23 protein-coding genes are annotated in these 22,385 nt (G+C 29.3%); 12 read left to right on the forward strand and 11 right to left on the reverse strand.

Going from position 1 to position 22,385, the window contains the following annotated elements; all coding sequences use genetic code 11:
- Positions 1-51: 51 nt before the first annotated feature.
- Positions 52-609 (reverse strand): acyl carrier protein phosphodiesterase, encoded by a 558-nt coding sequence (locus H9W90_RS02515; RefSeq protein WP_187482899.1) that lies wholly within the window; start codon positions 607-609, stop codon positions 52-54.
- A 119-nt stretch (positions 610-728) separates the two neighbouring features.
- Complete coding sequence (dnaN, locus tag H9W90_RS02520; RefSeq protein ID WP_088354210.1) at positions 729-1,847, reverse strand: DNA polymerase III subunit beta; 1,119 nt, start codon at positions 1,845-1,847, stop codon at positions 729-731.
- Between the two features lie 177 nt (positions 1,848-2,024).
- On the opposite strand from dnaN, the gene H9W90_RS02525 reads away from it, so the two are divergent.
- The 3 genes from H9W90_RS02525 (at position 2,025) to H9W90_RS02535 (ending at position 7,545) form a co-directional block, all read left to right on the forward strand.
- On the forward strand, positions 2,025-4,508 hold the full coding sequence (locus H9W90_RS02525) for a PIG-L family deacetylase (RefSeq protein WP_187482900.1): 2,484 nt from the start codon (positions 2,025-2,027) through the stop codon (positions 4,506-4,508).
- 346 nt (positions 4,509-4,854) lie between these two features.
- Positions 4,855-6,567, forward strand: coding sequence for a sodium:solute symporter family protein (locus H9W90_RS02530; RefSeq protein ID WP_187482901.1), 1,713 nt, complete (start codon positions 4,855-4,857; stop codon positions 6,565-6,567).
- Positions 6,568-6,579: 12 nt separating this feature from the next.
- Positions 6,580-7,545 (forward strand): Gfo/Idh/MocA family protein, encoded by a 966-nt coding sequence (locus H9W90_RS02535; RefSeq protein WP_187482902.1) that lies wholly within the window; start codon positions 6,580-6,582, stop codon positions 7,543-7,545.
- Positions 7,546-7,679: 134 nt separating this feature from the next.
- On the opposite strand, the gene H9W90_RS02540 is transcribed toward H9W90_RS02535, so the two are convergent.
- Both H9W90_RS02540 and H9W90_RS02545 read right to left on the reverse strand, forming a co-directional pair.
- Positions 7,680-8,420 (reverse strand): hypothetical protein, encoded by a 741-nt coding sequence (locus tag H9W90_RS02540; protein WP_187482903.1) that lies wholly within the window; start codon positions 8,418-8,420, stop codon positions 7,680-7,682.
- A 186-nt stretch (positions 8,421-8,606) separates the two neighbouring features.
- A complete protein-coding gene (locus H9W90_RS02545) occupies positions 8,607-9,539 on the reverse strand; it encodes a DUF2911 domain-containing protein (protein WP_187482904.1) in 933 nt (310 codons plus the stop codon).
- A 112-nt stretch (positions 9,540-9,651) separates the two neighbouring features.
- Here H9W90_RS02545 and H9W90_RS02550 point away from each other — a divergent pair, with 112 nt between their 5' ends.
- Positions 9,652-10,317, forward strand: a complete 666-nt coding sequence (locus tag H9W90_RS02550) for an MIP/aquaporin family protein (protein ID WP_187482905.1) — start codon at positions 9,652-9,654, stop codon at positions 10,315-10,317.
- Between the two features lie 3 nt (positions 10,318-10,320).
- Complete coding sequence (locus H9W90_RS02555; protein ID WP_187482906.1) at positions 10,321-11,085, forward strand: NAD(P)-binding domain-containing protein; 765 nt, start codon at positions 10,321-10,323, stop codon at positions 11,083-11,085.
- A 7-nt stretch (positions 11,086-11,092) separates the two neighbouring features.
- On the opposite strand, the gene gldG is transcribed toward H9W90_RS02555, so the two are convergent.
- The 5 genes from gldG to H9W90_RS02580 form a co-directional block, all read right to left on the reverse strand.
- Positions 11,093-12,733 carry a gliding motility-associated ABC transporter substrate-binding protein GldG gene (gene gldG, locus H9W90_RS02560; RefSeq protein WP_187482907.1) on the reverse strand — a complete coding sequence of 547 codons (1,641 nt, stop codon included), beginning with the start codon at positions 12,731-12,733 and terminating at the stop codon, positions 11,093-11,095.
- Entirely contained in the window at positions 12,726-13,445 is a 720-nt protein-coding gene (gene gldF, locus H9W90_RS02565; RefSeq protein ID WP_187482908.1) for a gliding motility-associated ABC transporter permease subunit GldF, read from the reverse strand. The genes gldG and gldF overlap by 8 nt, the downstream gene beginning before the upstream one ends.
- A gap of 69 nt (positions 13,446-13,514) precedes the next feature.
- Positions 13,515-14,045, reverse strand: coding sequence for a GNAT family N-acetyltransferase (locus H9W90_RS02570; protein ID WP_187482909.1), 531 nt, complete (start codon positions 14,043-14,045; stop codon positions 13,515-13,517).
- A 78-nt stretch (positions 14,046-14,123) separates the two neighbouring features.
- Positions 14,124-14,420, reverse strand: coding sequence for a putative quinol monooxygenase (locus H9W90_RS02575; RefSeq protein WP_187482910.1), 297 nt, complete (start codon positions 14,418-14,420; stop codon positions 14,124-14,126).
- 3 nt (positions 14,421-14,423) lie between these two features.
- Positions 14,424-15,284 carry an SAM hydrolase/SAM-dependent halogenase family protein gene (locus H9W90_RS02580; RefSeq protein WP_187482911.1) on the reverse strand — a complete coding sequence of 287 codons (861 nt, stop codon included), beginning with the start codon at positions 15,282-15,284 and terminating at the stop codon, positions 14,424-14,426.
- A gap of 129 nt (positions 15,285-15,413) precedes the next feature.
- Here H9W90_RS02580 and H9W90_RS02585 point away from each other — a divergent pair, with 129 nt between their 5' ends.
- The 6 genes from H9W90_RS02585 (at position 15,414) to H9W90_RS02610 (ending at position 20,096) form a co-directional block, all read left to right on the forward strand.
- Positions 15,414-16,367, forward strand: a complete 954-nt coding sequence (locus tag H9W90_RS02585; protein ID WP_187482912.1) for a PhoH family protein — start codon at positions 15,414-15,416, stop codon at positions 16,365-16,367.
- A complete protein-coding gene (locus H9W90_RS02590) occupies positions 16,364-16,984 on the forward strand; it encodes a hypothetical protein (RefSeq protein ID WP_187482913.1) in 621 nt (206 codons plus the stop codon). The genes H9W90_RS02585 and H9W90_RS02590 overlap by 4 nt, the downstream gene beginning before the upstream one ends.
- Before the next feature lie 47 nt (positions 16,985-17,031).
- Positions 17,032-17,979: a phosphoribosylaminoimidazolesuccinocarboxamide synthase gene (locus H9W90_RS02595; protein WP_187482914.1), complete on the forward strand. Its 948-nt coding sequence runs from the start codon at positions 17,032-17,034 to the stop codon at positions 17,977-17,979.
- Between the two features lie 12 nt (positions 17,980-17,991).
- Positions 17,992-19,179, forward strand: a complete 1,188-nt coding sequence (gene fabV / locus H9W90_RS02600; RefSeq protein ID WP_187482915.1) for an enoyl-ACP reductase FabV — start codon at positions 17,992-17,994, stop codon at positions 19,177-19,179.
- 70 nt (positions 19,180-19,249) lie between these two features.
- Complete coding sequence (locus H9W90_RS02605; RefSeq protein WP_187482916.1) at positions 19,250-19,732, forward strand: hypothetical protein; 483 nt, start codon at positions 19,250-19,252, stop codon at positions 19,730-19,732.
- Positions 19,725-20,096 carry a glyoxalase gene (locus H9W90_RS02610; RefSeq protein WP_187482917.1) on the forward strand — a complete coding sequence of 124 codons (372 nt, stop codon included), beginning with the start codon at positions 19,725-19,727 and terminating at the stop codon, positions 20,094-20,096. The genes H9W90_RS02605 and H9W90_RS02610 overlap by 8 nt, the downstream gene beginning before the upstream one ends.
- A gap of 237 nt (positions 20,097-20,333) precedes the next feature.
- Here H9W90_RS02610 and H9W90_RS02615 read toward each other — a convergent pair whose 3' ends face one another.
- Together H9W90_RS02615 and H9W90_RS02620 are read right to left on the reverse strand one after the other, a co-directional pair.
- Complete coding sequence (locus H9W90_RS02615) at positions 20,334-21,128, reverse strand: TerC family protein (RefSeq protein ID WP_187482918.1); 795 nt, start codon at positions 21,126-21,128, stop codon at positions 20,334-20,336.
- A gap of 139 nt (positions 21,129-21,267) precedes the next feature.
- Complete coding sequence (locus tag H9W90_RS02620; RefSeq protein ID WP_187482919.1) at positions 21,268-22,044, reverse strand: sulfite exporter TauE/SafE family protein; 777 nt, start codon at positions 22,042-22,044, stop codon at positions 21,268-21,270.
- Between the two features lie 77 nt (positions 22,045-22,121).
- Here H9W90_RS02620 and H9W90_RS02625 point away from each other — a divergent pair, with 77 nt between their 5' ends.
- Positions 22,122-22,379 (forward strand): DUF4212 domain-containing protein, encoded by a 258-nt coding sequence (locus H9W90_RS02625; RefSeq protein ID WP_187482920.1) that lies wholly within the window; start codon positions 22,122-22,124, stop codon positions 22,377-22,379.
- Positions 22,380-22,385 lie beyond the last annotated feature (6 nt).

Here is a 22,385-nt window from a genome sequence, read left to right on the forward strand (position 1 = left end):
TATGGAGAAATCTTAAGAGAATAACTTAATAAATAAGATTTCTCAACTCCACTACGTTTCGTTCGAAATGACAGTTAATTTTTTGAATTTCTGATTAGAAAAATTAATTAAATCTTTAAAAAAGAGCGTAAAATCTTCTTGTAATTCTGATTCTAATTCTCGTAAATCTTCAATGGCTAAATTCATTTGAGATTTTCCTTTGGTTCTGTTATTCATTCCGTTTAAAACCTTTTCAATTCCTTCTTCAAATTGATAATTGTATAGAATGTTATATTCAATCATATATTTGATGAAATTTTGAGATTTTAAAGGTAATTCAGCAGATTTTTCTAAAAATAATTTATTGATTGCATCAGTATATACATTCAATGGAATTGCAGAATAATCTGCCCAATTTTTAGCTAAAAAATAATCGTAAAAAATATCGATAATTACACCATCATAATGCCTGTAACGTGCGTGCAATCTACGTTTACTTTTTCTTACAATTTCATGTGCATCTGTAAACGTGTCTATTTCTCTGTGCAAGAATATTCCTTGTTGAATTTCTTTTGAAAAATTTGTGTAATTATTTCCTCTAATATGATCTGCAATAAAATTGCCAATCATAATATTGGTATCGTTTTGTGATAGGTATAAATGGGCGAGGAAGTTCATAAAAGTAAATGTAAACAAAAAACCACAATCATTTGATTGTGGTTTTTAAATATTTATAAGTGAATTCGTTGTTAGTTATTCAACATTACTGGCATAACTAACATTGTAATTTTTTCACCTTCGTCTGTTCCATCAATTGGAGTTAAAATTCCTGCTCTGTTTGGTAGCGACATTTCAATTAAAACTTCGTTTGAACTTAAATTATTTAACATTTCGCTTAAAAAACGAGAGTTGAAACCAATTTGCATATCATCACCTTGATAATCGCAACTTAAACGCTCATCTGCTTTGTTTGCAAAATCTAAATCTTCCGCAGAAATATTTAGTTCTGTACCTGCCATTTTTAAACGAATTTGGTGTGTTGTTTTGCTTGAGAAAATAGAAACACGTCTTACAGAATTTAAGAAAGAAGCTCTATCAACAGTTAATTTATTCGGATTTTCCTTTGGAATAACTGCTTCGTAATTTGGATATTTCCCATCAATTAAACGACAAACTAAAACCACATTGTCAAAAGTGAATTTTGCATTTGCGTCATTATATTCAATAGTTACATCGCTATCAGAACCACCTAAAATTCCTTTTAATAAATTTAAAGGTTTCTTTGGCATAATAAATTCTGCAGTTTGATCTGCAGTAACATCTGTTCTGGAATATTTCACTAATTTATGAGCATCAGTAGCCACAAACGTTAAACTTTGAGAGCTAAACTGAAAGAAAACTCCACTCATAACTGGACGTAAATCGTCGTTTCCAGCAGCAAAAATAGTTTTCGAAATTGCAGTTCCTAAAATATGTGCAGGAACAACTGTTTGGCTTGGAGATGGTAAAGAAACCGCTTTTGGGAATTCATCACCACCAAAATATGCCATATCGTATTTTCCTTGGTCAGAGCTAATTTCAATTGTATTGTCTCCTTCCGTTTTAAATGTTAAAGGTTGGTCTGGAAACGTCTTTAAAGTATCTAACAATAAACGTGCAGAAACAGCAATAGAACCTTCGCTATCACTTTCTACATCTACAACAGAACTCATTGTAGTTTCTAAATCTGATGCAGAAACTTTTAGTTGATTTTCAGACAATTCAAACAAAAAGTTGTCTAAAATTGGTAATGTATTATTACTATTTATAACGCCACCTAAAACCTGTAATTGTTTTAGTAATTGCGAACTCGATACAATAAATTTCATTGATTTTCTTATCTTAATTAGTATTACAAATATAACCTTAATATGTTATTCTGAAAATTAATTTATCAACAGGTTATGAGCAATTTTGTTGATGATTTTACAAACGTTATAATTATGTTAATTCGCTTATTTTGGTTGATAAAAAAAGTACATTTGTTTGCTTACTAAACCGTTAAAATGAAGAGAATTCTACCAATATTATCAGTTTTTTTGCTGATTTCTACTACAATATTTGCACAAAAGCCAGCTAAATTAACTTCAAATCAGATTTACGAGAAAGTTCAAAAACTAAACTTTTTAGGAACTGCTTTATACATTGCTGCACATCCAGATGATGAAAATACACGTTTAATTGCTTATTTAGCTAACAATGTAAAAGCAAGAACTGGTTATTTGTCTTTAACAAGAGGAGATGGAGGTCAGAATTTAATTGGTCCCGAAATTAGAGAATTGTTAGGCGTAATTAGAACGCAAGAATTATTAGCAGCAAGAAGAGTTGATGGAGGTGAACAATTATTTACAAGAGCGAATGATTTTGGATATTCTAAACATCCAGATGAAACTTTAGAAATTTGGAATAAAAATGAAGTTTTAAGCGATGTTGTTTGGGCAATTCGAACATTTAAGCCAGATGTAGTTATCAACAGGTTTGATCACAGAACTCCAGGAACAACTCATGGACATCATACAAGTTCTGCAATTTTAAGTGTAGAAGCTTTTGATAAAGTTGGTGATAAAAGACAATTTCCAGAGCAATTAAAATATACTGAAACTTGGCAACCAAAGAGATTATTTCAGAATACTTCTTCATGGTTTTACAGAGATAAAGAGAAATTTAAAGAAATTGCAAAAGATTTTACAAAGTTCGATATTGGTGTGTATTATCCGTTAAAAGGTTTATCTAACAACGAATTAGCTTCGATGGCAAGTAGTCAGCATTTGTGCCAAGGTTTTGGAAGATTAACAACAAGAGGAGAACAAACAGAATATGCAGAGTTTTTAAAAGGCGATAAACCAAAAGATAAAAACGATATTTTTTCTGGAATAAACACCACTTGGAATCGTTTAGAAAATGGTGGCGAAATTGGCGATATTTTATATGAAGTTGAAGAAAAATTCGATTTTGTAAATCCGTCTAAACATTTACCAATGTTGTTAGAAGCGTATCAGAAAATTCTGAAATTAAAAGACAATCATTGGAGAAAAATTAAAGAAAAGCAGCTGTTAGAAATTATTGAAGCTTGTGCAGGTTTGTATTTAGAAGCTTCTGCAGTGAGTTCTTCAGGAACTCCAAATTCTTCAATAGAAATTAATTTTGAAGCCTTAAATAGAAGTAATTTTCCAATTGAATTAACTTCTATTTATTCTACGATTGACGGAAAAAAGATTGCTAAAAATATTGAATTAGAAAGTAATAAAAAGTCAAATTTTAAAGAAACGATTCAATTAAAAACGAATACATATTCAGATCCTTATTGGTTAAGAGAAAATGCTTCTTTAGGAATGTACACTGTAAAAAATCAGTTATTAATTGGGAAACCAGAAACACCAAGACCAACAAAAATTACGTTTAATTTAATGATGGAAAACGTGCCTGTTTCCATTACAAAACAGGTGGTAAGAAGATATGCTGAAAGAGACAAAGGAGAAATTTATGAGCCTTTTGAAATTCTGCCAAAAGTAATTACAAAACTAAAAGATAAAGTGATTATTTTTTCTTCAGAAAAACCAGAGAGAATATTTGTTGAAATTCTAGCTGGAGAAAAAAATGTTGTAGGAAATGTTAAAATTGAAGTTCCTAATGGTTGGAAAACTTCTACTCGAACTAAAATTTTTAGAATTAAAGAGAAAGGGGATGTTCATAAAGTTGAATTTTTAGTTTTTCCTCCAAAAAATCAATCTGAAGGAAAGCTTAAAGTAATTGTAACTTCTGATGGAAAAGAATACAATAAAGAATTAGTGGAAATTAATTACAATCACATTCCTAAACAATCTGTTTTATTAAATTCTGAAGCAAAAATTGTTCGCTTAAATATTGAAAAAGTTGGCAATAATATTGGATATATAAAAGGAGCAGGAGATACTGTGCCAGATAATTTACGTCAAATTGGGTATACTGTAGAAGAAATTAATCCGTTAGAAATTAATGCTGAAAATTTACAAAAATACGACGCCATTGTATTGGGAATTAGAGCTTACAATGTGGTAAAAGAATTGAAATTCAAGCAGAAATTTTTGTTAGCATATGTAAAAAATGGCGGAAATATGATTGTGCAATACAATACAAACAGAGGAGTAGATGTGGCTCCTCCATTTCCATTACAATTATCCAGAGACAGAGTTACAGACGAATTTGCTGAAATTAGAATTTTAGATAAAAGCAATTCTTTATTGAACTTTCCTAATAAAATTACGCCAAAAGATTTTAAAGGTTGGGTACAAGAAAGAGGTTTGTATTTTCCAAGTTCTTGGGATGCAAATTATACATCAATTTTATCGATGAATGATAAAGGAGAAACCCCAAAAAACGGAAGTTTATTAATAGCAAAATACGGGAAAGGAAATTACATCTATACAGGTTTAAGTTTCTTTAGAGAATTACCTGCTGGAGTTTCTGGTGCGTATAAATTGTTTGCGAATATGTTGTCTGTAGGGAAATAAGTTCAAGGTTTAATATTTCGAGTTTAAAGTACGGGATTCGACTTGTTAAGGAACAACTATAAATAAGCGTCATTGCGAGGTACGAAGCAATCTGTTATTCGAAAAAGCAGAATGCTGGCAAACAAGTTTAGCCCTGATTGAGCGGTCTGTTTGAGCTCTTTTTTATTTTTTTGTTTGAAAAAAATAAAAAAAGCGAGTAGCGAAAGCAGGAAATAGCTTCAAAAAAATAATACAAAATGAAAGAACAAAAATACGTTTGGAAAAAAGTGTACACACTGGTTTTAGTGGCAAATTTGGTGTATTTGATTGCGTTTTATTTAATTACTAATTATTTTACAGTTTAGTTATGGAAATAGAAAGCAAATTAGCCACAGTAGATTGGATTGTGTTATCAATAACGCTCTTGTTTATAGTTGCTTACGGAACGTATGTGACACGAAAAAGCAAGAACGTAACTGACTATATAAAAGGTGGAAGTGACTCCAAATGGTGGACGATAGGATTGTCGGTTATGGCAACACAAGCGAGTGCAATCACGTTTTTATCGACGCCAGGACAAGCGTTTCATAGTGGAATGGGATTTGTGCAATTTTATTTCGGTTTGCCAATTGCCATGATTATAATTTGCGTGGTTTTTATACCTATTTATCACAAATTGAAGGTTTACACAGCCTACGAATTTTTAGAAGGAAGATTCGATTTAAAAACAAGAAGTTTGGCAGCGATTTTGTTTTTAATTCAGCGTGGTTTGGCAGCAGGAATTACCATTTTTGCGCCTGCAATTATTTTAAGCGCAGTTCTTGGTTGGGATTTATTAACGTTGAATATTATCATCGGTTTTTTGGTGATTATTTACACAGTTTCTGGAGGAACAAAAGCAGTAAATGTTACGCAGAAACAACAAATGATTATCATTTTTTGTGGAATGGTAATCGCTTTTTATATGATTATGAGTCAACTTCCTGCTGATATTACATTTACAAAAGCATTAAAAATTGCTGGTGCAAGTGGAAAAATGGAAGTGTTAGATTTTTCTTTCGATTTGAGTAATCGTTACACAGTTTGGACAGGGATTTTAGGTGGAACCTTTTTAATGTTGTCTTATTTTGGGACAGATCAAAGTCAGGTGCAGCGTTATTTGTCAGGGAAATCTGTTCGTGAAAGTCAGTTGGGTTTAATTTTTAACGGACTTTTAAAAGTGCCAATGCAATTCTTTATTTTACTGATTGGTGTAATGGTTTTTGTGTTTTATCAATTTAATCCTTCGCCTTTAAATTTTAATCCTGGCGCAAATGAAGAAGTTATAAAATCTAAATACGCGAATGAATATCAGCAATTACAAGACGAACATATTAAAATTGAAAACGCTAAAAAAATAATTTTTGCTGATGGTTTTCAGCCAGAAGAAAAACAACAAATTTTAGATTTAAATACAAGAGATTTGGCTTTAAAAGCAAAATCGAAAGTAATTATCGATAAAATTGACGAAGAAAATACGCTTGATAAAATAGAGTCAAATGATAAAGATTATGTGTTTATTCATTTTATTTTAAACAATTTGCCAAGAGGATTAATAGGACTTTTGTTAGCGGTAATTTTGTCTGCAGCAATGTCTTCAACAGCATCTGAATTAAATGCGTTGGCGAGCACAACTGCAATGGATTTATACAAGCGAAATGTAAAAGGAGAAAAGAGCGATGAGCATTTTGTAAAAGCGTCTAAATGGTTCACTTTAGCTTGGGGAATTATTGCCATTTCTGTGGCTTGTATTGCCAATTTGTTTGATAATTTAATTCAGCTTGTAAATATTATTGGTTCTATTTTTTATGGAAATGTACTGGGAATTTTCTTACTCGCATTTTTTATAAAATTTGTAAAAGGAAATGCTGTTTTTATTGCGGCTTTAATTACACAAGCAATTATTATTGCAGTGTATTTTTTAGATTGGTTGCCTTATTTATGGTTGAACTTATTGGGTTGTGCGTTGGTAATGGGAATTGCGATTGTAATTCAATCGTTTTTACCAAAAAAGCCAAAATTAAAATTGAGTGAAGTTTAAAAAAAAAATAAAATGAAAAAGATTAAATGGGGAATCATTGGTTTAGGAAAAATAGCCAATAAATTTGCAGAAGATTTAGGAACAATTAAAGATGCAGAATTAGTTGCAGTTGCTTCTCGAAACATGGATAATGCAAACGAATTTGCAAAGAAATACAATGCAAAAAAAGCCTATAATTCTTATAAAGATTTAGCAAAAGACCCAGAAGTGGAAGCTATTTACATTGCAACTCCACATAGTTTTCATAAAGAACATGCTGTACTTTGTTTGCAAAATAAAAAAGCAGTTTTATGTGAGAAACCATTTGTAATGAACTCAAAGGAAGTTGCTGAAATGATTGCAATAGCCAAAGAAAATAATACTTTGTTAATGGAAGCTTTGTGGACTTATTTTTTGCCACACTATAAATTTGCTTTAGAATTTTTGCAACAAGAAAAATTAGGTAAAGTGATTGAATTACAAGCCGATTTTGGTTTCCATCCAACCTACAATGAAGAGAGCAGAGTTTTTAAGAAAGAAGTTGGTGGAGGAAGTTTGTTAGATATTGGCATTTATCCAATTTTTGCAGCTTTATCAACTTTAGGAAACCCAAAAAATATAAAAGCAAATGCCACTTTTTTCGAGAATGGAGCAGATTCGAGTTGCTCTATGGTTTTTCAATATGAAAACTCAAAGGCAATTCTAAAAAGTACGTTGTTAGAAGAAACAAAAACAGAAGCAATTTTTACTTGCGAAAAAGGAAAACTAATTATTAACAGACAATTTCACGCACCAAGTTCTGTAACTATTATTTCCGAAGAAAAAGAAGAAACTATTCAGTTTGAAAATAAAACCAATGGTTATAATTTCGAAATAGAACATTTTAATCAGCTTCTAAGAGATGGTAAAAAAGAAAGCAATATTATGACTTTCGATTTCTCTAAAAACTTAATGAAAACCTTGGATGATGTTAGAGAGATTATTGGTTTGGAGTATTAATTAAGAATATTCGCTAACGTGTTTTTTGTATGGTTAGTTGCGTGGTTTAATTACTAACAAAGAAAATCCGCAAGGATTTTCGTAAGTAAGCAAAAAGTAAGCAATTAATTCTTTACTGTGTTGGCAGTAGTTATTTAGAATATTTTATAAACTCCTACTTTTAAATAAATACTGTCGTATTCATTATTCGAGTTAATTTTGTATTTTTTCATTATAATTTTTCTAATTTGTTCCTCACTTTTTCCATTGTACTGACCATTTTCATTTACGATTTCACTATAAATTTCTAATTCTCTTTTAGTAGGTAGATTAGTTTTGTTAATGTTTCCTACTTTATTTTTAATTGATATGTTAAAATCATAATTGTCTCGAATGTTTTCCCAAACGATATAAGGTGTTATATTACCTTGTTCTCCTTTCTGAGTCCACAATAATTTTCCAAATGTAAAACCATTATCAATATCATTCTTGTTGTCGTAAGCAAAAATAATAATTTCATCAATATCTTCGTTCTGCTTTGTTGTATCATATACAATGGATTTCATTGTGTTTTCCAAACTTGATTTTGAAATGTCTGAAGGAACTATAATTGACAAGGTAAGTCGCCTGTACTTTGTTAGATTTTGTAATTCACTGTAACTATATTCAGAAATTTTTTTAAACATTATTTTTATAAATTCAGTTTCAGATTTCTTTACTTTATAGTTTGAAACTTGTTTAGAATCAAAAACTATTTTAAATTTAGTTGTAACTTTAGAAGTCTCAGTTTTTTGAATTTTATGTTTTGATATTATTTCCTTTGGTACTTTGTTTTTATTTTGGTTATTACAACTTAAAAAAAGTATTACTTGGATTAAAAAGAGTGTTTTATTCATTTTATTTTTCAGTTTTTAATTACTGCCAACGTTAACACGAATTATGTAACGTTTTAATTTTTTATATTCATAGTTAGCTAAGTTATATTTTTTTGAGGAGATAATCAATACTGAAAACATTTGTTGTCAAAAAAAAACTCAAGCTTACACTTGAGTTTTTTTTAATATTTTAAAAGAGAAATCAATTTACTTTGCTCCCCATTCTTTTAAAGAATCTGCATTCATTTTTACATAATCGTCATTACCAGCTTTTTTAGCTAATTCTAAAGATTTTTTAGCTGCAGCAATTGCAGTTTCGGTTTTACCAGCTTTTGCATGAATTAAAGATTGTTGTCTTAACATCCAAAATTTAGGATCTTCTTTAGTCATTTCAATCGCTTTATCTACCCAAATTAACGCTTTGTCTATATCTTTATTTTCAGTTTTAAAATATACTGCAGCTGTATAGTAAGCATTTGCGTTTGGCGAACCTTTCATCACTTCATCAATAGAAGCCATAACAGCTTTATCTGTATCTACTGTAATTGGCAAACCAACATAAACATCTTCCCAAAGAAGTCCAATAACTCCAGAATTGTTTGTTAAATCGTCTAATGTAATTGTAAAAGTTTCAATATTCATTGGCATTTTTACTACTTCAGCAGAAACTTTTGCAACAACTTTTGCATCATCCCATTCTTTTGGTAATCCAGAATTATTAGCATCACTATATAACATAATGTCCCAAGATTTTTGGTTTGGAACTGTATATAAAGCATACGATCCTTTTTCAACATTTGTACCATTTACAGTAACATCTGTACTAAAAGTAACTTTTGTATTGGCATTTGCACCAGTTCTCCAAGTTTTTCCATAAGGAACTAAATCGCCAAAAATAGTACGACCTCTCATATTTGGTCTAGAATACTCAATTGTAACATCTGTTAAACCAACTTTTTGCTCTAATGTAGAAAAAGGACTTGGAGCAGGAGAAGCAATTCTTGCAGCTGGAGCTTTTTTAATTTCCTCTTTCACTTCTTTTACAGTTTCTTCATTTGTTTCTTTATTCTGACAACTTGTAAAGAAAACTAACGTAAAAACAGTTAGCGTACTTAAAAATTTAATTGAAATTTTTTTCATGATTCGTTATTATAATTAGTTAATAGTTATATCAAAATTACGACTTCAAAAAACAGTAAATGTTAACAAAACCTTAAAATAAAGCAATGTATATTTGTACTTATTTATAAGTATGAAAAGATATATTTCTGAATTTATTGGAACTTTCTCAATGATTTTCTGTGGAACAGGAGCAATGACTGTTAACGAAGTTACTGGTGGAGAAGTTACCCATGTTGGGATTGCAATTACTTGGGGTTTAATTGTTATGGCAATGATTTACGCTTTTGGCGAAACTTCTGGAGCGCATTTTAATCCTGCAGTATCAATCGCTTTTGCGTATGCTAAAAAGTTTTCTTGGAAAGAAGTACCAAAATATATAATTGCTCAAATTTTAGGAGCTTTTGCTGCGAGTTTAATACTATGGTTTCTGTTTCCTGCAAGTGAAAATTTAGGAGCAACTATACCAACTGTAGATGTTTGGCGAGCATTTGTGTTAGAATTGTTATTAACTTTTTTCTTAATGGTAGTCATTATAAACGTTTCTACAGGAAGCAAAGAAATAGGAATTATTGCTGGAATTGCAATTGGTTCTGTGGTTTTGTTAGAAGCAATGTTTGCTGGGCCAATTACAAATGCTTCTATGAATCCTGCGCGTTCTTTAGCGCCAAATATTGTTTCTGGAAATATACAAGGATTGTGGTTGTATATGATTGCGCCAGTATTAGGAGCTTTGTTGGCAGTAGTTTCTTGTAAATTAGTAAAAGATGATAATTGTTGTGATAATGCAAGTTGTTAAATAATGAATAGAGTAAGTATTTTAGGTTGTGGTTGGCTAGGAAAACCACTAGCAATTTCATTGTTAGAAGATGGGTTATCTGTTAAGGGTTCTACAACTTCGGAAGAAAAAATAGCAATTTTAGAAGCTGAAGGAATTGAAACTTATTTAGTAAATATCTCTGAATTTGAAGAGTTTGACGATTTTTTAAATACTGATATTTTAATTATTGCAATCACATCTAAAGATCTAGATGGTTTTGAAAACTTGATTTCTCAAATACAGAATTCTTCTGTGCAAAAAGTGATTTTTATTAGTTCTACTTCAGTATATCCTAGAATTAATAAAAAAATGACGGAAGAAGATATTGTTGTAGAAAATAATCCGTTGGTAGAAATTGAAAATTTATTTAGAGAAAACACTTTTTTCGAAACAACAATTATTCGTTTTGCTGGTTTGTTTGGTGGAGAAAGGCATCCAGCTAACTGGTTTAAAAACGGAAAGAAAATTCCGCAACCAAAAGGTTTTGTAAATATGATTCATAGAGAAGATTGTATTGAAATTATGCATACAATTATTGCTAAGAATTGCTGGAATGAAACATTTAATGCGTGTTCTAATCATCATCCTACAAGGGAAGAGTTTTATGTAAATGCTAGAATGAGCAAAGGTTTAGAAGTACCAGTTTTTGAAGAAAATGACACATACGAATGGAAAATTATTAGTTCTAAAAAGTTACAAAACGTTTTAGACTATGAGTTTATTCATGATAATTTAATGAAGATTTAGTTTACTACTAACTATATTTTCTTTTTCTTAAATAATTAAAAACAAACCCAAAAATAAATAATAAAATTAGCGGTAAAACAACATTTAAGAATTGCCAATAAGTTCTTTCTTTAAAGGCTTTTTGTTTGTCTAACATTCTTATTTGTAGTGACTTGTTTCTTAAATTCATCAAACCAACATCATCTAATAAATAATCAACTGAATTTAGTAAGAAATCTTTATTCCCAAATTGTTCGTTTGTCCATTTATCTCTAGATAAATCAAAAGGTTGTTCTTTTAAAATCTGATTTTTCCCAACATCACCATCAGCAATTACAATCATTTTATTATTAATTGCATTTTCTTTAAAAAGAGATGTTTCAAAAGGTTTTACTCGATTTTTATAAGCTGAATTAAAATTACCTTCTAACAACACTGCAAATAATTGATTTCCGCTTTTATAATCAGTTTCTAAAACTTCATCAGCAATAGATTGTAATTCTATAAAAGTTGGCGTTCCTACTTTTTGAGTTAATAAAGAGCTAACTAATAAAGGTGTTTTTTTAATGTTATTTTTTAAAGTATCAATCTGATTTGCAAACTGTAATCTTACAGGAGAAACATTTTTTGTGATTGGATGATTTGGATTTCCTCCAACCAAAGGATGGTAAAACCATTCTAAATTTTGAAACTGTGTTTGGTTACCAACTTGGCCAGTTGCAACAGGTATTTTTGCTGCATATAAATCTTTAACTAATGTTGTGTTGATTCTAATTCCGTATGAAAATAACAAATCTGTTAACCCTAAATCTCTTGGATATGCTAACATTTTTCCTCCGTTAAACAAACTATCTTGGTCTGCTTGTACATTATCTATCATCCAAAGTGTTTTTCCGCCATTTGCAATAAACTGGTCTAAAACAAACTTTTCTTCCGAAGAAAATAATTGAGTTGGTTTGGCTATAATTGCCAAATCTATTGATGCTAAATCTTTTAAAGTTTGCTGCGGATTTGTAGCAACAGAATCTAAAGTGAACTTTGCCAAACGATATTTTTTAGCAACTTCATTTAAAAAACTATATTGATAAATGTCTGGTAGTTCGCCATTTCCAGTAATTACGGCAATACTTTTTTGTTTTTTTTGAGTGATGGAATTAATTGCATTCGAAAAACTATACTCAAGATTTTCAATTGCTTTCTGCAATTGCTCATCTTGCGAGGCCACAATTGCATTTGGCAGTAATGAAACAATTTCTATTTTATCTCCGTAGTTAATTTCTGCCCATGGAAATATTATGGCTTCAGAAAGTTTTCCTTCTTCTTCTACTGTTAATTGACTTGGTAACATTCCTTTTTTAACCAAGTTTTCTCTTTGGTTATCGGGATTTTCGAAATGTATTTTTATGTTAGAATTTTCTGCTGCTAACTCTTCTAAATATTGTTTGGTTTCTACTTGTAATCGTTTAAATTCTGATGGAAAATCGCCTTCTAAATATACATTTATAAAGAGAATTTTATCAACATTAGAAATAATTGTATTTGTAGTTTTAGAAAGTGTGTAACGTTTGTCGGCAGTTAAATCGAAACGTTTATAAAAAGATTGATTTATAACGTTTAAAACTATTAAACCAAGAATTAAATAAATTATATATTTTGTGTTTTTATTCATTTTCTAAACGTGTTTTAGTAATGAATAAAAAGAAAAAAGTAACACTTAAAAAATAAATTACATCTCTTGTATCAATAACACCACGTGAAATGCTTTTAAAATGTTCGTTAATTCCTATTTTTTTTATGGTGATAGAATCGTTTCCAAATGAATTAGAAATCGAATCGAAACCATAAAATAATATAAAAGTGATAAAAACACCTAAAATAAAGGCAACTATCTGATTTTTAGATAGAGTAGAAGTAAATAAACCAATTGCTGTATATGTTGATGCTAAAAACAATAGACCAATATAAGAGCCAATTGTACTCCCGAAATCTAGATTTCCAACTGGGTTTCCTAATTCATTAACCGTAAAAACATAAGTTAAAGTGGGAACTAAAGCAACAACAACTAGTAGGAGTGAAGCCCAAAATTTCCCTAAGACAATTTGCCAATCAGAAATTGGTTTTGTTTTTAAAAGTTCTATGGTTCCGTTGTTAAACTCATCAGCAAAACTCTTCATAGTAATTGCAGGAATTAAGAATAGAAAAACCCAAGGAGCTAAAAAGAAAAACGGATTGATATCTGCAAAACCTGCATTTAAAATATTAAAATCGTCTTTAAAAATCCAAAGAAATAAACCATTAATCAACAAGAAAACACCAATTACTAAATAAGCAATTGGGCTTGAGAAAAATGAGTTGAATTCTTTTTTTAATATGGCTATCAAATTTGTGTTTATTTTTAAATTTAAGTTTTCGAACGATATATATTCGCTTTTTTCCTTGAATTTCTGCTCTTAATTTTTCTCTATCATCCAACTTCTGTTGTTTTCAAAACCTTCATCTCTTCTTTCTGGAAAAGAAACAAAATTGTTTTTTTCTAATAACGCAATAGAAGCATTATTATTTTGGTGCGTGAAAGCCTCTATAGTTTTTAACTCTAAATTGTCGAAACCAAATTTTACAACTTCATTTAAGGCTTCTGTCATATAACCTCTATCTTGATAATCTGGATGAATTTCATAACCAATTTCTGCATAATTATCTTCAAAATCGAAGTAACTCAAACTAATAGACCCTAAAAGTTCATTACTGTTTTTAGATTCTAAAACCCAAAATACGCGTTTGTTATTCTCTATTGAGATAGCAATTTTTTCGATAAAAGCTCTTATTTCAGATAAGTTTCTTGGTACCTTTCTTTCTATAAATTTGTTAATAGATTTGTTAGATCTTAAGGCAAATAAAGGTTTTGCATCTTCTAATGTTAATGCTCTTAAAGTTAGTCTTTCTGTTTCTAAAACTGGAAAAGGGGTAAAATTGTATGTCATAATTATTTATAAAAAATCAATATTTAAGTTATTTGTTTAATTTGTTTTATTGTTGGTAGAAACTCAATTTATTTATATTTAAGCTAATGAAACTTTTTTATCTACACTCCATGCAGCCGGTTTGTCGTTAAATAATATTTTTGTTTTTGCCCAAACTGTTTTAAAGAGTTCAGAATTTCTGTAGTTTTCTAAATTTTCTTCTTTTTCCCAATAAGAATAGGTGAAAAATATTTCAGGATTATTTTTATCTTGATAAAGCTCTAGTAATTTACAACCATCAGAATTTCTTATAAATTCTTTTTTTTCTTCAAAAATTTCTTGAAAAGCCTTAATATGTTCTTGATGAAAACTCATCTTTACAATTCGTACAAACATTGTTTAATTTAAAATGGTAAATTCTTGTTCTGGTTGATTAACAAAATCAATAACTACTGTATCTCTATAGGCCAAGCCTAATAAAGAAGAAGCACCACCAACAGTGTCTAAATTACTTCTGTAAATAGCAATTTCTAAATATTCGGCAGAATTAAAAATGGCTAATTTATGACCCTCATACTGTTGATTACTGTAAGCGCTATTAGTTGCAACTTCATTATATTTTGAGAAGATTTTAGTAAAAGAATGCTTTTTAGCTGTAATTTTAAAATTTCTTCCTTTGCCAATGTCATTAAACATTTTTTTACTGATGTTGGTAATTACGTTTCCATAATTATCTATGTATATAATACCACCTACTATTTGAGTTTCTGCCTGATTTGCTTTTGGTTGAATCTCAATAATCTTTTTAAACTCATTAATTTCTTTTCCAATAACAGTTAAATTTCCGCCTCTAGCAATAAAGCAGGCAACTTGTACAAAAACATCTAATACAGGAAAACTACTTTCTATTCTATCATGAATATTAATTTCAACAATTTTTGTTGGTTTAATTTCTGAAGCAATCATAGAGATTAAACCATTGTCTGGACACACAAAAAAATGACCATCTAATTCTAATGCTATATGTTTATTTTCATCACTTAATTCTGAATCTACACCAATTATATGTATGGTTCCTTTAGGAAAGCTTTTGTAAGAATTTTTTAAAATATACGCAGTTTCTGTAATGTTAAATGGAGATATTTCATGAGTAATATCTACAATTTTAGCATCTTCCAATTCAGAATAAATAGCTCCTTTAACAGCACCCACAAAATGATCTTTGGTTCCAAAATCTGTAGTAAGCGTTATAAATGCCATAAGAATTTTTGCTGTTAATTAGTTGTGTAAAAGTTGTTAACTATTTTACGCAAATCTAATCAATTTAGAGATTTTATTCGCTATTTTTAGTTGAAATATAATTAGTGTCAAACATATAAAAATAAACATTTGAACGAACGCATTATAGAACTAACAGAAATTAATCCTGGTGAATTTTTTGGAGCACAAAACAGTACAATAGAACAGCTTAAAAGATACTTTCCTAAAATTAAAATTGTAGCAAGAGGCTCTAAAATGAAGATTTATGGAGAATCTGATCTTTTAGATGAATTTGAAATTAGAATCGAGAGATTAATAAAGTACTACAACAGATATAATAAGTTAGACGAAAATAGTATAGAACGTATTTTAACTTCTTCTGGAAATGATGAAAAAAATGCAGCTTCTAAAAAAGCAAAAGACGTTTTAGTGCATGGTGTTAGTGGAAGGTTGATAAAACCGCAAACAGAAAACCAACGTAAAATGGTTACTTTAATGGCAAAAAATGACATGCTTTTTGCAGTAGGACCTGCAGGAACAGGTAAAACATATACAGCAGTTGCTTTGGCTGTAAAAGCATTAAAGGAAAAAGAAGTTAGAAGAATTATTTTAACAAGACCAGCAGTAGAATCTGGAGAAAATTTAGGGTTTCTTCCTGGTGATTTAAAAGAAAAATTAGACCCTTATATGCAACCTTTATATGATGCATTAAGAGATATGATTCCGCATGAACGTTTAGAATCTCATTTAGAAAAAGGCGTAATTCAAATTGCACCTTTGGCATTTATGCGTGGTAGAACTTTAGACAATGCGTTTGTAATTTTAGATGAAGCACAAAACACAACGCACAATCAAATGAAAATGTTTTTAACCAGAATGGGAAAAAGTGCAAAGTTTATTATTACTGGAGATCCAGGGCAAATAGATTTACCTAGAAAGCAAGTTTCTGGCTTAAAAGAATCTTTATTAGCTTTAAAAGATATTGACGGAATTGCACAAGTTTATCTAGATGATAAAGATGTGGTTAGACACAAACTCGTTAAAAAAATTATATCAGCATATAAAAGTATAGAAACAGAATGATAAAAATAGAAGAGAGTAAATTAGGTCTACAAGATTATTTTTATATCGGTTATTTATATTTAATTATTTTAGGAATTATAAGTGATGCAATTTTCTATGGAATTTTTGGAGTTTCTTATTTGAATTACACCACAATTTTAGATGCCTTAATTTCTCCAATAAGTTTATTAACTAATAACTGGAAAATCTCTCTATTTCTTGCTTTAATGTTTTGGTTGATGCATTTATACTTTACAAAATGGATGTTTAAGTTTTATGCATATTTAAGAGTTAAAAAATGGTATCAAAAAGTATATAACATAGAAAAATGGGATAAAAAATATGACGCGTTAAGTAAGAGGAAAAATCAACTTCCAGGAATGATGTTTATCTTTTTCTTATTGTTTATTTCAATGAGAACAGGAATGGGAATTGGTACAAAGCAAAAAATTAAGTCAGAAGAAATTGTTCCTAATTACACATTAGTTTTTAAAGATAATGAAAGATTAGATGTACGTAAAATAGGACAAAATTCTGCTTATTTCTTCTATTTTATTCCTGGTGAAACAGAAATAACAGCAACACCAATTACAGATAATTTAAAGCAAATAAAACGTTTAAAAAAGAAGAAAAAATAACTTTTTAAATCACTATTTTTGCAACAACAAACAACACAACAATTATAATGAATACAATTAACGAAACGAATTTTAAGTTTCCGAACCAAAATTCTGTTTACAAAGGTAAAGTAAGAGAAATTTACAATATTAATGACGAGCTTCTAGTAATGATTGCAACAGATAGATTGTCTGCTTTCGATGTAATTTTGCCACGTCAAATTCCTTTTAAAGGTCAAATATTGAATCAGATTGCAACTAAAATGATGAATGACACAGCAGATGTTGTGCCTAATTGGTTAATTGCAAACCCAGATGAAAACGTAGCAGTTGGTCATTTATGTGAGCCTTTTAAAGTAGAAATGGTTATTAGAGGTTATATGTCTGGTCATGCAGCTCGTGAATACAAATTAGGTAAAAGAGTTTTGTGTGGCGTTGAAATGGCAGAAGGTTTAAAGGAGAATGATAAATTTCCAAATCCTATAATTACACCATCTACAAAAGCAGATAATGGAGAACATGATGAAGATATTTCAAGAGAAGATATTTTAGCAAAAGGAATTGTTTCTGAAGAAGATTATCTAATTTTAGAAGATTATACGCGTAAATTATTCAAAAGAGGAACAGAAATTGCTGCAAAAAGAGGACTTATTTTGGTAGATACTAAATATGAATTCGGAAAAACAAAAGACGGTAAAATTGTTTTAATTGATGAAATTCATACGCCAGATTCTTCAAGATATTTTTATGCTGAAGGATATCAAGAAAGACAAAATAAAGGCGAATCTCAAAAACAATTGTCTAAAGAGTTTGTAAGACAATGGTTAATTGAAAACGGGTTCCAGGGACAAGATAATCAGCAAATACCAGAAATGTCTGATGCCAAAATCACAGAAATTTCAAATAGATATATAGAATTATTCGAACAAATTACTGGAGAAACTTTTGTAAAAGCTTCTACAGAAAATGTATTAAATAGAATTGAAGAGAATGTAAATTCTTTTTTATCAAACTAAAAATAAACAACAATGATTATAGAACCAAGAACAAGAGGCTTTATCTGTTTAACTTCACATCCAACAGGTTGTGAACAAAACGTAAAAAATCAAATAGAATATGTAAAATCTAAAGGAAAAATTGAAGGCGCTAAAAAAGTTTTAGTATTAGGTTCTTCAACAGGTTTTGGTTTAGCATCAAGAATTACAAGTGCTTTTGGATCTGACGCAGCAACAATTGGTGTCTTTTTTGACAAACCAGCAACTGAAGGAAGACCAGCTTCACCAGGTTATTATAATACTGCAGCTTTCGAAAAAGAAGCTCATGCAGCAGGTTTATATGCAAAAAGTATAAATGGAGATGCGTTTTCTAACGAGATTAAACAACAAGTTGTAGACTTAATAAAAGAAGATTTAGGTCAGATAGATTTGGTTATTTATAGTTTGGCTTCGCCAGTTAGAACACATCCAAATACAGGAGAAAGATTTAAGTCGGTTTTAAAACCAATAGGAGAAGTTTTTACAAATAAAACGGTAGATTTTCATACAGGAAAAGTATCGGAAATATCTATAAATCCTGCTGAAGGAGATGATATTAAAAATACAGTAACTGTAATGGGAGGTGAAGATTGGAAAATGTGGATAGATGCTTTAAAAGCAGAAAATTTACTTTCTGAAGGAGCAACAACAGTAGCCTATTCTTACATTGGCCCAGAAGTTACAAAACCTGTGTATAGAAATGGTACAATTGGTGCGGCAAAAGATCATCTAGAAGCAACTGCTTTTGAAATTACAGACGAACTAAAATCAATTGGTGGAAAAGCATATGTTTCTGTAAACAAAGCATTGGTTACACAAGCAAGTTCTGCAATTCCAGTAATTCCATTGTACATTTCTTTGTTGTATAAAATCATGAAAGCCAAAGGAATACACGAAGGTTGTATTGAGCAAATTCAACGTTTATATTCAGAACGTTTATTTGGTGGCGATTTAGATTTAGATGATAAAGGAAGAATTAGAATTGATGACTGGGAAATGCGAGAAGATGTTCAGGAAGAAATTGCTGAACTTTGGAAAAAAGCAACAACAGAAAACTTATCTGAACTAGGAGATTTAAAAGGCTATAGTGATGAGTTTTTTAGCCTATTTGGTTTTAAAGTTCCTGGTGTAGATTATGATAAAGATGTAAATGAACTAGTTGTAGTACCTAGTGAAAAATAATTTTTAGAGATTACTAAAAAACCTCACAGCTATTTAAACTGTGAGGTTTTTTTATTAAATAGAATAAAATTTGAAAGCTGTAACCATTAAACAATTAAAAGATGAACTCTCGCATAAATCTGCGAATGAGTTAAAAGAGTTGTGTTTACATTTGGCAAGATTTAAAAAAGAAAATAAAGAATTGCTAACTTATTTATTGTTTGAATCACATGACGAAGAAAGGTATATTCAAACGATAAAAGAAGAAATGGATTTTCAGTTCGATGAAGTAAACACCAATAGTTTTTATTATATTAGAAAGAGTGTTCGAAAAATATTATCATCCATAAAAAAACACATTCGTTATTCTAAAAAGAAAGAAACTGAAGCAGAATTATTATTGTATTTCTGTAAAAAGTTAAAAACATTTAGACCTTCTATAAAAAGGAGTACACGTTTGCAAAATGTTTTCGATTCGCAGATTAGAATGGCAACAAAAGCAATAGATAAATTACATGAAGATTTGCAATACGATTTTCAGATAGAATTAAATGAATTGTTAGATAATGAATAAAGAAAGACCAGTTTTAAGCGGATTAGTAAATAAAGGAACTTCAGAAACGGAAGAGTTTCAAAATAAAACTTTAAGACCCGTTATTAAAATGCAACATCAGTTGCTAATTAGCTCTTTTAAAAATTATCTTCTAAAGAGAAAAATAGATTTTCCAGCATTATCAGAACAAAAGAGAAGAGGTAGAGTTGCTGCTATTTTTAAGACGGATAATAATTATAAAAACTTTACTTTAGGTTTAATTATAGCTCATTTTTCTATGGAAGAATTTGAGTTTTATAAACCAGTTTCTTCAGAAATAAATAGAAGAATTCTACAAATTATAACGAAAAGAATTCAAGATAGTTTTCAAGAAATATTATCATAAAAAAGCCACCATATTTCTATAGTGGCTTATCAATCAACCAAAAAAAACTTCTTATTAGAAAAAATCAATATTACTATTGAATTATCACTTTTAGAAGCAATATTTTCTAACACAAAGATAAAGCTTGTTTTGTTTAATTTGTTGAATAAATAATTAAACATTTGTTAATGTTTTTTAATTTTAATGCAAAAAAAAGAGCGTTATCAAATAACGCTCTTTTGTAATTTTGTACTTAATTTATTTCTTTTCAGCCAATAATTTCTTTTGATATCTTCCTTGTACAACATCAACAATAATTAAAATTGCCAATACAAAGTAAAATGTAGTTTTACTCATTGGTACAATTTCGTTTCCAAATAATTTTAAATGCGCTAAATGTCCACCTTCAGTAACCAACATTATACCCACAATAAAAAGTATAAATAATCCTAAAACTTCATACATTCTATTTTTTGATAAGAAAACAGAAATTTTATCTGCCATAAAAAGCATCAATAATCCACTGATAACAATGGCAATTGCCATAATAATAAATGCAGTAGTAGAGTTTTCTATTTCACTAGTTAAACCAATTGCTGCTAAAATAGAATCAAAAGAAAAAACTAAATTCATTAAAACAATACTAAAAATAACTGCTTTAGAAGATTTAGATCTTTTTTCTGTTGCCATTTCAGATACTTCCAATCCTTTGGTAGAAATCATGTGCCAAATTTCTTTAATGGCTGTGTAAATGATAAATCCTCCACCTAAAAGAACAATAATACTATGTCCGTTAAAAGCAAAACTTACAATATCTTCAATTTTTCCTGTTAAAAAAGAAAATGGTTCTTGAAAATAATCGATAATAGAAACTAACAAGAATAGAAGTACAATCCTTAAAATGATTGCAATTAAAATTCCATTTTTTCTAACTTTTTTTTGATCAGATTCAGGTGCTTTTTTAGATTCTAAAGAAATGTATAATAAGTTGTCAAAACCTAGAACAGCTTGTAACATTACTAACATTAGTAGCGTAAAAATATTTTCTAACATTTTTTATTTTTTTTGATTGATGGCTTCAAAGATATTTGGAATGGATTAGATACACAATATTATTTTTTGATAAGTTTGGAAACAAGAAACATAAAGCAAGAAACAAGAATTCAATGTTTCTAGGTGGTTAAGTTTTATATTAAACTAAATATTTAATCAAAATTCGAATACTCACAACAGCTATTAAAATGGCAGTTGCTTTTTTAAGTTGAATAGGAGTAAAGTAGTTATTACTTATTCTATTACCAATTTGTCCACCAAAGAAAACGGTAACTAATAAGATGTAAGTTAAATTCCAATCAATATAAAAATCTGGATTAGAATATTGCCCTATCAAACCAGCAACAGAGTTTACAAGAATAAAAAAACTTGCAGTTGCAGCAATTCTTTTAGGTGTATCCCAATTAGTTAAGTGTAAAAGCGGCGCTAAAAAAATACCACCTCCAATACCAACCATACCAGAAATAAATCCAATAATTCCACCGTAAGTTGCATTTTTCACGGGTTTTGTGTCAATTTTATTTTCATGTGTAGAAACAATTCGTTTAGAAACCCACATTGTAATTGCTGCAAATAACAAAGTAAAACCTAATAAAATAAAGAAGAATTGCTGACTTATTTTTAAATAGCCACCCAAATAAGCAAAAGGAATACTTAACAAAATGAGCGGAAGAATCTTTTTGAAATTTAATTTTTCTCTCCTATTATATAAAAATACATTTCCAAAAACCACAACAATATTACATAATAGAGCAGTTGCTCTAATTTGTGTAAAAACAATTCCTGTTAAAGCAAGAATAGCCAGGTAGCTTGAGCCACCACCAAAACCTACAGAAGCATAAAAAATTGCAACTGTAAAAAAGAGCAAAATAATAATCCAGTTAGTTTGAAGAAGTTCAATGTTTAATAATGACATTAATTAGATAGAATTAGGCATATAAAAGTATACAAATTAATTTATATTGCAATTCATTAATATTTAACAACATACTTATGGTTTCAGAAAATAAAAAAAAATACTGGAAGAAGAATTTGCAGTATTTGACAATATTATTAAGCATTTGGTTTTTGGTTTCTTTTGTTTTTGGAATTATTCTGGTAGATGAACTAAATACAATAAGAATGGGTGGTTTTAAACTCGGCTTTTGGTTTGCACAACAAGGGTCTATTTATGTTTTTGTAATTCTCATTTTTGTATATATAAGGTTGATGAATAAGTTAGATAAAGAATTTGGTTTCAACGAAAAATAAAAGATA

This window comes from Polaribacter pectinis, from assembly GCF_014352875.1.
GTDB lineage: Bacteria > Bacteroidota > Bacteroidia > Flavobacteriales > Flavobacteriaceae > Polaribacter > Polaribacter pectinis.

Excerpts from the sequence above, each read along its gene's own strand:
- H9W90_RS02515 (WP_187482899.1), bottom strand. The coding sequence starts at position 609 with ATGATTGGCAATTTTATTGCAGATCATATTAGAGGAAATAATTACACA.
- dnaN (WP_088354210.1), bottom strand. The coding sequence starts at position 1,847 with ATGAAATTTATTGTATCGAGTTCGCAATTACTAAAACAATTACAGGTT.
- H9W90_RS02525 (WP_187482900.1), top strand. The coding sequence starts at position 2,025 with ATGAAGAGAATTCTACCAATATTATCAGTTTTTTTGCTGATTTCTACT.
- H9W90_RS02530 (WP_187482901.1), top strand. The coding sequence starts at position 4,855 with ATGGAAATAGAAAGCAAATTAGCCACAGTAGATTGGATTGTGTTATCA.
- H9W90_RS02535 (WP_187482902.1), top strand. The coding sequence starts at position 6,580 with ATGAAAAAGATTAAATGGGGAATCATTGGTTTAGGAAAAATAGCCAAT.
- H9W90_RS02540 (WP_187482903.1), bottom strand. The coding sequence starts at position 8,420 with ATGAATAAAACACTCTTTTTAATCCAAGTAATACTTTTTTTAAGTTGT.
- H9W90_RS02545 (WP_187482904.1), bottom strand. The coding sequence starts at position 9,539 with ATGAAAAAAATTTCAATTAAATTTTTAAGTACGCTAACTGTTTTTACG.
- H9W90_RS02550 (WP_187482905.1), top strand. The coding sequence starts at position 9,652 with ATGAAAAGATATATTTCTGAATTTATTGGAACTTTCTCAATGATTTTC.
- H9W90_RS02555 (WP_187482906.1), top strand. The coding sequence starts at position 10,321 with ATGAATAGAGTAAGTATTTTAGGTTGTGGTTGGCTAGGAAAACCACTA.
- gldG (WP_187482907.1), bottom strand. The coding sequence starts at position 12,733 with ATGAATAAAAACACAAAATATATAATTTATTTAATTCTTGGTTTAATA.
- H9W90_RS02570 (WP_187482909.1), bottom strand. The coding sequence starts at position 14,045 with ATGACATACAATTTTACCCCTTTTCCAGTTTTAGAAACAGAAAGACTA.
- H9W90_RS02575 (WP_187482910.1), bottom strand. The coding sequence starts at position 14,420 with ATGTTTGTACGAATTGTAAAGATGAGTTTTCATCAAGAACATATTAAG.
- H9W90_RS02580 (WP_187482911.1), bottom strand. The coding sequence starts at position 15,284 with ATGGCATTTATAACGCTTACTACAGATTTTGGAACCAAAGATCATTTT.
- H9W90_RS02590 (WP_187482913.1), top strand. The coding sequence starts at position 16,364 with ATGATAAAAATAGAAGAGAGTAAATTAGGTCTACAAGATTATTTTTAT.
- H9W90_RS02595 (WP_187482914.1), top strand. The coding sequence starts at position 17,032 with ATGAATACAATTAACGAAACGAATTTTAAGTTTCCGAACCAAAATTCT.
- fabV (WP_187482915.1), top strand. The coding sequence starts at position 17,992 with ATGATTATAGAACCAAGAACAAGAGGCTTTATCTGTTTAACTTCACAT.
- H9W90_RS02610 (WP_187482917.1), top strand. The coding sequence starts at position 19,725 with ATGAATAAAGAAAGACCAGTTTTAAGCGGATTAGTAAATAAAGGAACT.
- H9W90_RS02615 (WP_187482918.1), bottom strand. The coding sequence starts at position 21,128 with ATGTTAGAAAATATTTTTACGCTACTAATGTTAGTAATGTTACAAGCT.
- H9W90_RS02620 (WP_187482919.1), bottom strand. The coding sequence starts at position 22,044 with ATGTCATTATTAAACATTGAACTTCTTCAAACTAACTGGATTATTATT.
- H9W90_RS02625 (WP_187482920.1), top strand. The coding sequence starts at position 22,122 with ATGGTTTCAGAAAATAAAAAAAAATACTGGAAGAAGAATTTGCAGTAT.